Here is a 12091-nt window from a genome sequence, read left to right as displayed (position 1 = left end):
TGCAAACCTTCTTCTCCACCACCCAGATCTTCCCAACAGGGACACCTCTGAACAGCGAAGCCTGCGACTATAGCATGGAAAAATGAGGAAAACCGGAAATGCGGGGACACGTCATCTGCATTTTTGGAATGCCATACCAGCGGCCCTCAAACTTTCCACTTCTCAAGCAACTTGTCGGGTCCCAAGCTGTCATAGCCCTCGAACGGCTGGTGGATCCAAGGATTGGTGGACAAGAATTCCACCGAATAGTCAGGCGAGAAAGTTGACTGCCCCTTCGTCCAGATAACCGCGCTTCGCAACTCCGATATGGGAGCGTAGCTCGTCTTGAGCATGTCGATCACCGCATGCAGCGTATGACCGGAGTCTGCCAGATCATCTACCAACAACACACGCCCTGCAATTTCACCCTTGGGGGTTGTGATGAAGCGTGCGATGTCCAGGTGACCTTGAACCGTACCGGCTTCAGCACGGTAGGAACTCGTCGACATGATTGCCAAAGGTTTGTCAAAGATGCGGCTCAGGATATCTCCTGGACGCAATCCACCTCGAGCAAGACAAAGGATGGTGTCGAACTCCCATCCCGACTGATACACCTTCAGAGCAAGTTTTTCGATAAGGCTGTGATACTCGTCATAGCTTACGTAGAGATGTTTGCCGTCTTCCGTCAACATGTTCGCTCCTGATTTGATAGCTGGTAGCGCTCAAAAATAAGCGCCTAGAGTGTTATGCCACGTAGGGATGGCGCATCAGGATGGTGTGATCACGATCCGGGCTTGTAGAAACCATGGCAATCGGAACACCGGTAACTTCCGCAATGCGTTCCAGATATTGCCTTGCACCAAGGGGCAGCTTGGAGTAGTCCGTCACACCGACCGTTGAATCGCTCCAGCCCGGCATCGTTTCATAAATGGGTTGGCAACGGGCAATATCGTCTGCGCCCATCGGCAACAGGTCAATCAGCTCACCGTCGAGCTTGTAGCCGGTGCACAGCTTCAGTTCATCCAGCCCGTCGAGCACATCAAGCTTGGTGATGCACAGTCCTGACAGACCGTTGACCTGAGCACTGCGCTTGAGCAAAGCTGCATCAAACCAGCCACAACGGCGACTGCGTCCAGTCGTTACACCCTTCTCGGCACCCACCGTGCTCATGTGATAGCCAGGCGTTCCGGGTTTTTCCCAATCCAGCTCGGTAGGAAATGGTCCGCCACCCACGCGTGTGCAGTAGGCTTTGGTAATACCAAGAATGTAATGGAGCATGCCGGGGCCAACACCCGAACCCGCGGCGGCGTTGCCTGCGACACAGTTGCTGGAGGTTACGTAAGGATAGGTGCCATGGTCCACATCCAGCAGGGTGCCCTGCGCACCTTCGAACAGGAGATTATCACCCGCTTGGTGCGCGTCGTTGAGTTCCCGCGAAACGTCTGCCATCATGGGCTTGAGAAGTTCTGCGTGGTGCATGGCCTCGGTGTAGACCGCATCGAACTGCACCTCGCCATCGCGGATGTAAGGAGTGAGGGCGTCACCAAAAACGAACTTGCCAGACCCCAAAAAAGTTGTCAGCACATGGTTGTGCAAGGCGAGGAGTTCGCGCAACTTCGCTGCAAACCGTTCGGGATACTTGAGGTCCTGAACCCGCAACGCACGGCGGGCAATCTTGTCCTCATAAGCTGGACCAATCCCCCGGCCGGTGGTGCCAATCTTTTCCGTGCCGCCTTGCTCACGGGCGGCCTCCCGAGCAACGTCAAGCGCTGCATGGAATGGAAGGATCAAAGGGCAGGCCTCGCTGATGCGCAGGCGTGAACGCACCTCCACACCGGCTTTCTCAAGTCCCTCAATTTCCTCGAAAAGCTTGGCTGCAGACAGCACCACCCCGTTGCCAATGTAGCACTTGACGCCGGGTCGCATGATGCCACTCGGAATCAGATGCAGCGCGGTCTTCACGCCATTGATAACCAACGTATGCCCGGCGTTGTGGCCGCCCTGGAAACGGACAACGCCCTGCGCGCTCTCCGTCAACCAGTCCACCAGCTTGCCTTTTCCCTCGTCACCCCACTGGGTGCCGACCACGACCACATTGCGACCTTTGGTAACTTTCATCTCAAACCCAATTCATTGTCAGTTGCTTCAATAGCTTGCACGATCCACTGGCCAGAGACTGACACTAGTTCTCGGTCGCAATGGAACTCATCGACTTCGCTTTCATGCCCCGGCAACACGCAGACTACGGTTTCGCCGCAGCTGCGTAACGCCGCAATGGCCGCATGGACGTCTTCCGAATCGCCCCACGGTGCCCGGATGGCAGCCTTGAGTACGCGCGGTGACACCACGCTCACCACCTGCTTGATGTCAAGGCTGAAGCCAGCGGCAGGCCGATTGCGACCAAACACGGCACCGACTTCGTCGTAGCGCCCACCTCGCACCAACGCATCGCTGGCGCCAGGGGCATAGATGGCAAAGCGCATTCCGCTGTAATAGGCGTAGCCCCTCAAATCGGCCAGATCAAAACTGACACGGACGCCTTGAACACGGGAGGCCAGCCACTTCAAATTCAATAGCACTTCGCGCACGCCAGGCGTGCGCTGCAGTGCTTTTTCTGCTTCAACAAGAACCTCTTCGTCGCCATACATCTGCAACAACGCCAGCAAGCCCTCGCGCGATGCCACGGGGAAATCGCGTGACAGGAAGGCCAACTCACTGGCGTCCTTGTTTGCCAAAGCAGTGTGGATGGACTGAAGCAAAGGGGCATCCACCGGCACACCGGCAAGCAAACTACGAACAATACGCACGTCAGCAAGGTCCACGCTGGTGTCCTGCACATTCGCAACCCGCAGGCAATCCAGGGATAGCTGCACAGCCTCAAGGTCAGCTTCCAACCCGGCATGGCCATAAATTTCTGCGCCAAACTGCAGAGGCTCACGCGTCGCATGAGGACGGTCAGGGCGCGTGTGCACCACCGGGCCGCAGTAACACAGCCGGGTTACGCCCTTGCGATTCAACAAATGGGCATCAATGCGGGCGACTTGGGGTGTGGTGTCGGCGCGCAAACCTAGTGACCGACCAGAGAGCTGGTCGACCAACTTGAAGGTCTGCAGATCCAGCGCCTCGCCGGTTCCCGTCAGCAAAGACTCCAGGTGCTCCAGCAAGGGCGGCATGACAAGCTCATAGCCATAGCAGCGGGCTGTATCAAGCAGCCCGCGACGCAATTCTTCGATGTGCCGTGCTTCAGACGGCAAGACATCGGCAATGTGATCCGGCAGGACCCAAGCAGACATGGAAATTGGAAGGCTGTTAAAAACGCGATTCTACCGGCAGGGACGAAGCATCCCGAAAGCCCCCGCAGGCTTGGGAGTCGCGCTCGGCAGAATCAGAAAAGCAGCATCACGATGCCAGACAGAATGCAAAGCAATGCAAAGAACCGAATTTGACCATCACGCAACTGCACCATTTGCGTAAATACACGGCGCCAGCTGGCAGGTGACAGGAACGGCAAGAGCCCCTCGATCACCAACACCAAAGCGAACGCCGTCCAGAGACTATCGGTCAACTCCATGTAATGCAGCCAATGGCATCATTTGCGGGCCGGCTGCACAGCGGGGGAACTCGAGCCACCTCGAAAGACCTTGAAAAACTCAGACGAAGAAGGGTCCAGCACCATAACGTCGCTCTTCTTGCTGAAGCTTGCCTTGTAAGCCTCAAGACTGCGATAGAACTGAGCAAATTGAGGGTCGCGGCCAAAAGATTCAGCATAAATGCGCGCGGCCTCGGCATCCCCTTCACCCTTCACTTTTTGCGCATCGCGATAAGCATTAGCAATGGTGATCTCGCGCTGACGATCCGCATCGGCACGGATCTTCTCCCCTTCAGCTCCGCCCGTGGAACGCAACTCATTGGCCACGCGCTTGCGCTCTGCCTCCATACGGCGATAGACGGATTCCGTGATCGCCTCAACATAGTCCACCCGGGTAATGCGAACATCGACAACGTCTACACCCCAAGGCTTGGCACCGCGGACGGTTTCCAGAACCTCGCGCTTCACGTCCGCCATCAAGTCCTCTCGCTTGAGTGACAAGAGTTCCTTGACGGTTCGCTTGTTGATTTCTTCCTGAAACGCATTGCGCACCACCCGATTGAGCTGCATTGCGCCAGCAGTCTCATCCAGTCCGACATTACGTATGTATTCGGTCGGCTCGGAAATGCGCCAGCGCACATACCAATCGATCACCACGCGTTGTTTTTCCGCCGTCAGCATGGGCTCGGTATCCGTGCTGTCGAGCGTCAACAACCGCTTGTCGATATAGGACACATTCTGAAATGGGGGCGGCAGCTTGAAGTTCAGCCCCGGTTCCGTGATGACCTCCTTGATCTGCCCGAGGGCGTACAGCACACCAAACTGGCGCTGATCCACCACGAAGAGCATGGAGCTCATCAATGCGAGAACTACCAGAACGGTAGAAGCAATAAATCCAACTCGGTTCACAAAATGCTCCTATCGGGTTTCACGGTCACGCGTGCGACTGCTGTCACGCGCACGGGAATCGTTCGACAAACTACCGGCCGCAGCCGATGACGGCACCGCAACCGCCCCGCCACTGGCGGGTACTTCAACAGCGCCGGACGACTGCGCAACTCCCTGCATGATCTTGTCCAGCGGCAGATAGAGTAGGTTCGAACCCTGCCGGGACTCCACCAACACCTTGGTGACGTTGCCATAAATCTGCTGCATGGACTCCAGGTACATCCGGTCACGCGTAACCTGAGGGGCCTTCTGGTATTCCGCCAGAACGGAAGTGAAACGTTGTGCATCACCTTGGGCTTGGGCCACGATGCGGGCCTTGTAAGCGGCCGCCTCTTCCTTCAGGCGCGAAGCAGAGCCAACAGCACGTGGAATCACATCGTTGGCATAGGCCTCCGCTTCGTTCTTTGCCCGCTCCCTCTCCTGCCCAGCCTTCAATACATCGTCAAAAGATGCCTGAACCTGCTCAGGTGGGCGCACGCCTCCTTGCTGCAAATTGATGCCAACCACCTCCACGCCCACTTTGTAGCGATCCAGGATTGTCTGCATCAACGTGCGCACCCTTGGTGCAATCTGATCGCGCTCTTCAGCCAAAGCTGTGTCCATACGCATCTTGCCAACCACCTCGCGCACCGCAGTCTCTGCAGCCTGCACCACGGCATCTGCTGGATTCTTGCTTTCAAAAAGCCAAGCCCGGGCATCGCTCAAGCGGTACTGGACAGCAAACTTGATTTCGACAATGTTTTCATCTTCGGTCAACATGGCCGACTCGCGCAGCCCGGTGCTTTTGATGACATTGTCCCGCCCCACGTCAGCAGATCGTATCTGGGTCACAAAAACCAGTTCGTGACGCTCGATCGGATAAGGAAGACGCCAGTTGAAACCAGCCCCTTTCGTACTCTGGTATTTGCCAAATTGCGTAATGACTGCCTGCTGACCTTCCTGGACGATAAAAATACCGGTCCCCATCCAGATCACAAAAACAATACCGGCAATAAGCCCGATGCCCACGCCAGCACTCTTCATGTCTGGTTGAAACCCACCTCCATTGCCCCCACCAGGACCGCGCGAGCCACCGTTCTTGTTGCCGAACAGCCCGCCCAGCTTACGGTTGAGGTCGCGCCACAATTCATCCAGATCAGGCGGTTGCCCGGTAGGGCCGGAATCACGCCCACGCCCCCCAGCAGCCGGTGCTGGTGGGCGCTCAGGCTCAGGGCGACTGCCATCCTCTGCCTTGTCCTCGCCGCGCCCCCATCGTGGATCGTTCAAATTGAACATCCCACGGATGCGTTCCGGCAGCATGGCCCAGCGTGGGTTACGGTCTTGGAAATTCATGCGCAAAATCTCTGGTTCTCTGATGACATTGTTTCAACCGGCATTGTGCCCAATCAAGACGCTTCGGTCGGGAATTCAGCGAGATCGCCTGGGGTCATGTCAGCCTGGGCCGCAAGTAGGGTCTGGGCCAATTTCTGCCGCAGCGCACCTAGACCCTCACCAGTCTGCGCACTGACAAACAGACGGTCTACTGGTCGACCGTCCAGGTCGTACATATCCTGCAACAAGGCGGGGCGCTGCTCAGGCGGCACCGCATCAAGTTTGTTGAACACCAGCAATTGGGCAATATCGGCCGCACCGATCTCGCGCAACACCCGTTGAACTTGATCGATCTGCTCAGGAAAGTTGGGGTTGGATGCATCGACGACATGCAGCAGCAAATCCGCATCCACCGCCTCCTGCAGCGTGGCCTGGAAGGCATCTACCAGGCCGTGCGGCAAATCTCGGATAAAGCCGACGGTGTCGGATAGCGACACGGATCTATCGGCCTCCCCCAGATACAGTTGCCGCGTTGTTGTATCCAGTGTTGCAAACAGCTGATCAGCAGCATACGCCCTGGCCTTTACCAAGGCATTGAACAAGGTCGATTTACCGGCGTTGGTATAGCCCACCAGGGAAATATTGAAGGTTTCACGCCGCTCACGCTGGCGCCGTTGGGTCGAGCGCTGGCGCTTCACCTTGACAAGGCGTTCCTTGGTCCGTTTGACAGCGTCGCTGATCATGCGGCGATCAAGCTCAATCTGAGTTTCGCCCGGCCCCCCACGCGCACCGATTCCGCCCCGCTGACGCTCCAGGTGCGACCATCGACGAACGAGGCGAGTACTCAGGTACTGCAGACGAGCCAATTCGACCTGCAGTTTGCCTTCGTGGCTGCGTGCTCGCTGCGCAAAAATCTCCAGAATCAGCAACGTTCGATCATTCACCGGCAATTCAAGATGACGCTCGAGATTGCGCTGCTGTGCGGGACTCAGCGATTGGTCAAAAAGCACTTCTACGGCACCGTGCATTTGGGCAAGCATACGGATCTCATCCGCCTTGCCCGAGCCGACAAAAAGCGCAGCATCCGGCGCCTTGCGCTTGCACGTGATGCGCGCAACGGGCTCAAGACCAGCAGTTTGCGCCAGCAACCCCAGCTCTTCGAGGTTTGAATCGAAATAGGGAAGCCCAAAATCGACGCCCACCAAAAGTACTGGAGCGCTGGGAGTGCGAGTGGAATCAGTGGAACTCAAACGAACCGGCCCATCTGCGGGGCCGACCTTTGCTGGTCGGCTGTGCGACGCCATCCCCAATCAGACGCCGCTGTTGTCGGCATCCGGGGCGGCGTCTGGTGTCAAGAAATTGACTGCACGTCCCGGCACAATTGTGGATATGGCGTGCTTATAAACCATCTGGGTCACTGTGTTGCGCAGCAACACCACATATTGGTCAAATGATTCGATTTGTCCCTGCAGCTTGATACCGTTCACCAGATAAATGGAGACCGGCACATGCTCCTTGCGCAAGGCGTTCAGGAAAGGATCTTGCAGAAGTTGGCCTTTATTGCTCACGATATGCTCCGTGTTCAAGTGTTGTTGTAAACCAGCACCTTACCACAGCGCGCACCGCAGCCAAGCATAGACCTGCGTCAAACCCCTCCGCAGTTCACGCTCTTGCTCTAACTGGCGTCTTTGTCGGCAAAGGGATTGTGAGAAGTCTTCATTTCAATGCGCAGCGGCGTCCCCACAAGATCGAATTCTTTGCGGAACCGCCCCTCCAGAAACCGCTTGAAAGCATCTGTCACATGCTCCAGGGAATTACCGTGGATCACAATAACCGGTGGATTCATGCCGCCTTGGTGGGCGTAACGCATCTTGGGGCGGAACATGCCTGCGCGCTTGGGCGCCTGAAATTGCACCGCCTCCAAAAGCACTCGTGTAAGCACCGGTGTCGACATCTTGCAGGTAGCCGCCTTGTGCGCCTGGGCAATGGAAACCCACAGGGGGCCAAGACCCTGCCTCTTTTTCGCCGAAATGAAATGCATTGCTGCAAATTTCAAGAATGCCAGCCGTGTCTCAATGGAGCGCTCAAGTAGTTGGCGCTGATAGTCATCGATGGCGTCCCACTTGTTGACGGCCAGAACCACAGCGCGCCCGCTCTCAAGAATGTAGCCCGCAATGTGTGCGTCCTGGTCTGTCACACCCTGGGTGGCGTCCAGCAACAGCAACACTACATTCGCTGACTCGATCGCCTGCAGGGTTTTAACCACCGAGAACTTTTCGATTGCTTCAAACACCTTCCCCTTGCGGCGCAGACCGGCAGTGTCTACCAACTCAAATCGTTGCCCGTTGCGCTCAAAAGGCACCGTGATGGCGTCGCGCGTGGTGCCCGGCATATCAAATGCCACCAGCCGCTCTTCACCCAGCCACGTGTTGATCAGGGTGGACTTGCCCACATTGGGACGACCGGCAACCGCCAACTTGATCACGCCTTTATCGACGCTTTCTTCGGTGTCGTCCGGATCCGGCAAATGAAGCGGCTCAAGAGCAAGATCGACCAGCCCCCGGATACCCTGTCCGTGGGCGGCTGACACAGGGTAGACGTCTCCAAGGCCTAGTTCATAGAACTCTGCCAGCTGAATGCCCTGCAGCATGCCCTCGGCTTTGTTTGCCACCAGAATGCACGGTTTGCCAAGGCGACGCAGATAGTTCGCAATATCGTGATCCTGTGCCGAAACACCCGCGCGGGCATCCACTACAAAGATCACCACATCGGCCTCCGCCACTGCCTGCTGCGTTTGCTTGGCCATCTCGCGGTAGATGCCGCTCGATGCGTCTGGCTCGAATCCCCCTGTGTCGATAACGATGTACTCGTGCTTGCCTTGCTTGCCGTTGCCGTAGTGCCTGTCGCGCGTCAATCCAGCAAAGTCGGCCACGATGGCATCCCGCGACTTTGTAAGACGGTTGAACAACGTGGATTTTCCGACGTTCGGACGCCCCACGAGGGCGATAACTGGCTTCATTGAATGCAATCCATTAATCAGGACGGAAGCCGTATATCCCGCCATTGCGGGTTACGGCCACCAAGGTATCCGCAGCGACAACCGGCGCGGCGGCGATGCCGGAGGCATCCGTGGTCAAGCGATTCAAGGGACTGCCGTCGTTGCGAGACAGCAGATGCACGAGCCCGGCATCGTCCCCTACAACAACCGACCGCCCCAGGAGCAGCGGAGCCGTTAACTTTCGAAATTTGAGCCTATCCGATGTCCACGCACGCGTACCATCGGCTCTTCTCCAGGCAATCATTGAGCCATTGCTCTCAGACCCAAAGACAAGTTCGCCGTCACCATGGATGCCATCGCTTCCAGCAGCAAGTTGTGTCCAGGCCACGGTTCCCCGTGAAGTGTTCACACAGCCCACCGTCGCTTGAAATGAGCGTGCGCAGACACTGTCGCCGACACGAGAAACGCGGCCTACCAGTTCAACCAAACGCTCCACGTCGTTGGTGCCACGGGCACTGGCGAGAGGGGCCTCCCACCGTACACTGCCATTGTCAGGATTGAACCCAACGAGTCGTCCTGACAACCCGACCACCAGCGTGTCGCCCACAGCCAGAAGCACCCCGGATTGGCGCAACACCAAAGGCTCACCCGGGCGGGATTGAATCCACAAACGTCGCCCCGTCATTGCATCGTAGGCAGAAACCGACCGGTCAGCAGAAAGGACGAAAATGCGGTTTCCTGCAACCAAGGGGGCTGTGAATGTCTGCGTCTGCAGAGGCTGACGCCAAAGCTCACGACCAGACTCCATCACCACCAAAGCATTGCTGCGGGAAACTACGGCAGTCCATTTTCCGTCGCTTCCCACACCGGCCGAAAGAGGCTCCCCCAGCGCCGTGCGCCAAAGATCTGCCCCTGAGCGAGCATCCAAAGCAACCACAACGCCGTCCGCCGATGCGAGTGTCACCACATGGCCGCTGACATGCATATCCAAAGGAAGGCCCGCGATGCTTCCGATCCGCGCGGTCCATACATGGTTGACCCCCAGCACGGGCAAATTGGGCCCAAGATCTGCAGGCACAGGCTTGGAGCTCCCGCCCCAGAGAGAGCAACCACTCAAAACTGCCCCGACCAAAAGCACGGACGCGACATGCCTGGCGTGCGAGATCCAAGGCGAGGAACACGAGGTTAGAGCGAATCTCATTTTTTGTTCTCAGGTGTTGCACCAGCAGTCACATCAGCACCTTGTGGACGGACACCCAGTGCGTTGAGCTTGACTTCCACCAAACGGCGATATTCCACGCGGTCATCAAACGCCTTGAATGCGCGGTTGTACTCAGTAACGGCTTGATCCTGTTTCCCCTGCAGAATCAAGATGTCCCCCTTGCGATCCGCGACAACCGCCTCGAACTCGGCTGGAAATGAACCCGAGACCTGCTTGAGCGCTTCGTCCAGTTCCTTCTGATCCATCAGCACACTGGAAAGACGCAATCTGGCAAGCGCCTTGTAGCCGTCATCACTGGCCTTTTCTGCAACCCAAGTCAATGCTTCACCGGCGCCTTTGATGTTGCCGACATCCAGCATGGATTTTGCAAGCATCAGCCCAGCTTGGGCTGTCTGCGTTGTTCCCGCATAGCTGGCGCGCAGATCGCCGAATGCCTGCTCCATGCGAGCCTGGTCACCGGCACGAGCGGCTACATCCACGGCGTCAAAAAGTGCTGCCGCCTGAATTGCCTGGCGATTCTGCCAATACTGGTACCCATTCCAGGCTGCTACAGAGCCAAAAATCAAGATTGCCAAGGCACTGATCAATGTCCCCCAGGTATTCCAAAAATGCTTGAGTTGATCAAGCTGCTCTTGTTCTTCGAGATCGAGGTGATTAGCCATGAATTTATTTGGAATTAACGGGAAAATTGCAGGGCGCTGGCCCACTCGGAAACGCTATCGAGGCGGTGTTCGGTCTGCATGCCACTGCCATCTCGCAATGACTTGCACAGCACCACGCCACGCGCCAACTCATCTGATCCAAAAACAAGCGCATACCGTGCACCGCTGGCATCTGCTTTCTTAAACTGGGATTTCATGCTACCCATGCCCTCACCCGACACAGGGGCACCATGCATCTGCACGCGGACACCGTGCCCACGCAAACGCTCAAGGGTTGTAATGGCAATAGGCAAGGTCGTTATATCCGGGATAACAGCATATACATCCGGACATACCGGGGGAATGGCTCCACCTTGCTCTTTCAGGAGCTCCAGAACGCGCTCTACTCCAAGCGCCCAGCCAACCGCAGGAGCGGCCTTGCCACCAATCTGCTCGACAAGATAGTCATAGCGTCCCCCACCGCAAATGGTGCCCTGTGAGCCCAACTGGTCGGTAACAAACTCAAACACGGTGAGATTGTAGTAATCCATCCCACGCACCAAGCGAGGATTGACCCGCCAAGACACTCCGTTGGCATCCAGAATGGCCTTCACTGCATTGAAATGGCTGAGGGACGCTTCGCCGAGAAAATCAATCAATCGAGGTGCCGCCTCGACAATCGACTGCATGGCAGGATTCTTCGTGTCCAGAATTCGCAGGGGATTGCTGTGCAAGCGACGGCGAGCCTCCTCGTCCAGAGCATCTGTATGGTGCTCCAGGTAGCCGATCAAAGCGGCTCGGTGCGCCTTGCGTTCGTCTGGCTGTCCCAGACTATTGAGTTCAAGGCGCACGTTTTGCAGGCCAAGCTCTTTCCACAACGCATTGGCAAGCAAAATCAATTCAGCATCCAGTTCCGCACCAGGAAACCCAAGCGCTTCTGCACCGATCTGATGAAATTGACGGTATCGTCCCCGCTGCGGGCGTTCATGGCGAAACATCGGACCCATGTAATACAAACGTTTTCCACCGTCATACAACATGGAGTGTTCAGCGACCGCACGCACCACTCCCGCCGTTGCCTCCGGCCGCAAAGTCAATTGCTCGCCGTTCAAGCGGTCCTCAAAAGAGTACATCTCCTTCTCGACAATGTCAGTGACCTCACCCAGGCCGCGCACAAAGAGCGAAGTCGGCTCCACAATGGGAGTACGAATGTTGCGATACGCATACCGCTCCATGAGTGCTCTAACCTTGCTCTCCAGCCATTCCCACCGTGCGGATTCGGGTGGCAGGATGTCGTTCATGCCTTTGACAGCGGTCAGCCTTTCAAGCTTCGACACAAGGGTTCCTTTTTCTATGCTCACAGCAATATTTTTCTTTTGGAAATGGGAAAACGAGAAACAGGG

General features: G+C 56.8%; 12 protein-coding genes. All 12 read right to left on the bottom strand.

The genetic code is table 11. The features are described 5' to 3' along the window. Positions 1-146: 146 nt before the first annotated feature. The gene (locus B7Y64_RS14490) at positions 147-671 is read right to left on the bottom strand and encodes a phosphoribosyltransferase (RefSeq protein WP_024814602.1); all 525 of its coding nucleotides are present in this window, start codon (positions 669-671) and stop codon (positions 147-149) included. A 52-nt stretch (positions 672-723) separates the two neighbouring features. Beyond that, complete coding sequence (locus B7Y64_RS14485; protein WP_024814601.1) at positions 724-2097, bottom strand: adenylosuccinate synthase; 1374 nt, start codon at positions 2095-2097, stop codon at positions 724-726. Continuing rightward, complete coding sequence (locus B7Y64_RS14480) at positions 2094-3272, bottom strand: ATP phosphoribosyltransferase regulatory subunit (RefSeq protein ID WP_024814600.1); 1179 nt, start codon at positions 3270-3272, stop codon at positions 2094-2096. Before B7Y64_RS14480 ends, B7Y64_RS14485 begins: the two co-directional genes overlap by 4 nt. A gap of 92 nt (positions 3273-3364) precedes the next feature. Further along, positions 3365-3550 carry a DUF2065 domain-containing protein gene (locus tag B7Y64_RS14475; RefSeq protein WP_024814599.1) on the bottom strand — a complete coding sequence of 62 codons (186 nt, stop codon included), beginning with the start codon at positions 3548-3550 and terminating at the stop codon, positions 3365-3367. Between the two features lie 18 nt (positions 3551-3568). Continuing rightward, positions 3569-4477, bottom strand: a complete 909-nt coding sequence (gene hflC / locus B7Y64_RS14470) for a protease modulator HflC (RefSeq protein WP_111868299.1) — start codon at positions 4475-4477, stop codon at positions 3569-3571. 9 nt (positions 4478-4486) lie between these two features. Beyond that, a complete protein-coding gene (gene hflK / locus B7Y64_RS14465; protein WP_291324776.1) occupies positions 4487-5848 on the bottom strand; it encodes an FtsH protease activity modulator HflK in 1362 nt (453 codons plus the stop codon). 53 nt (positions 5849-5901) lie between these two features. After that, positions 5902-7077 (bottom strand): GTPase HflX, encoded by a 1176-nt coding sequence (gene hflX / locus B7Y64_RS14460; protein WP_291329222.1) that lies wholly within the window; start codon positions 7075-7077, stop codon positions 5902-5904. A gap of 60 nt (positions 7078-7137) precedes the next feature. Continuing rightward, a complete protein-coding gene (gene hfq / locus B7Y64_RS14455) occupies positions 7138-7395 on the bottom strand; it encodes an RNA chaperone Hfq (RefSeq protein WP_024814595.1) in 258 nt (85 codons plus the stop codon). A 107-nt stretch (positions 7396-7502) separates the two neighbouring features. Next, positions 7503-8846, bottom strand: coding sequence for a ribosome biogenesis GTPase Der (gene der / locus B7Y64_RS14450; RefSeq protein ID WP_291324778.1), 1344 nt, complete (start codon positions 8844-8846; stop codon positions 7503-7505). Between the two features lie 13 nt (positions 8847-8859). After that, on the bottom strand, positions 8860-10026 hold the full coding sequence (gene bamB / locus B7Y64_RS14445; protein ID WP_291324779.1) for an outer membrane protein assembly factor BamB: 1167 nt from the start codon (positions 10024-10026) through the stop codon (positions 8860-8862). Then, on the bottom strand, positions 10023-10709 hold the full coding sequence (locus B7Y64_RS14440; RefSeq protein ID WP_291329220.1) for a tetratricopeptide repeat protein: 687 nt from the start codon (positions 10707-10709) through the stop codon (positions 10023-10025). The genes bamB and B7Y64_RS14440 overlap by 4 nt, the downstream gene beginning before the upstream one ends. A 14-nt stretch (positions 10710-10723) precedes the next feature. Continuing rightward, entirely contained in the window at positions 10724-11989 is a 1266-nt protein-coding gene (gene hisS, locus B7Y64_RS14435; RefSeq protein WP_291324780.1) for a histidine--tRNA ligase, read from the bottom strand. Between the last annotated feature and the right edge of the window lie 102 nt (positions 11990-12091).

This window comes from Acidovorax sp. 35-64-16 (assembly GCF_002281195.1).
Lineage (GTDB): Bacteria > Pseudomonadota > Gammaproteobacteria > Burkholderiales > Burkholderiaceae_C > Acidovorax > Acidovorax defluvii.
The sequence above is the reverse complement of the archived record's forward strand: the minus strand, read 5'-3'. Positions and strand labels throughout refer to the sequence as shown.

Coding starts and splice junctions, on each gene's coding strand:
- B7Y64_RS14490 (WP_024814602.1), bottom strand. CDS start 671: ATGTTGACGGAAGACGGCAAACATCTCTACGTAAGCTATGACGAGTAT.
- B7Y64_RS14485 (WP_024814601.1), bottom strand. CDS start 2,097: ATGAAAGTTACCAAAGGTCGCAATGTGGTCGTGGTCGGCACCCAGTGG.
- B7Y64_RS14480 (WP_024814600.1), bottom strand. CDS start 3,272: ATGTCTGCTTGGGTCCTGCCGGATCACATTGCCGATGTCTTGCCGTCT.
- B7Y64_RS14475 (WP_024814599.1), bottom strand. CDS start 3,550: ATGGAGTTGACCGATAGTCTCTGGACGGCGTTCGCTTTGGTGTTGGTG.
- hflK (WP_291324776.1), bottom strand. CDS start 5,848: ATGAATTTCCAAGACCGTAACCCACGCTGGGCCATGCTGCCGGAACGC.
- der (WP_291324778.1), bottom strand. CDS start 8,846: ATGAAGCCAGTTATCGCCCTCGTGGGGCGTCCGAACGTCGGAAAATCC.
- bamB (WP_291324779.1), bottom strand. CDS start 10,026: ATGAGATTCGCTCTAACCTCGTGTTCCTCGCCTTGGATCTCGCACGCC.
- B7Y64_RS14440 (WP_291329220.1), bottom strand. CDS start 10,709: ATGGCTAATCACCTCGATCTCGAAGAACAAGAGCAGCTTGATCAACTC.
- hisS (WP_291324780.1), bottom strand. CDS start 11,989: ATGAACGACATCCTGCCACCCGAATCCGCACGGTGGGAATGGCTGGAG.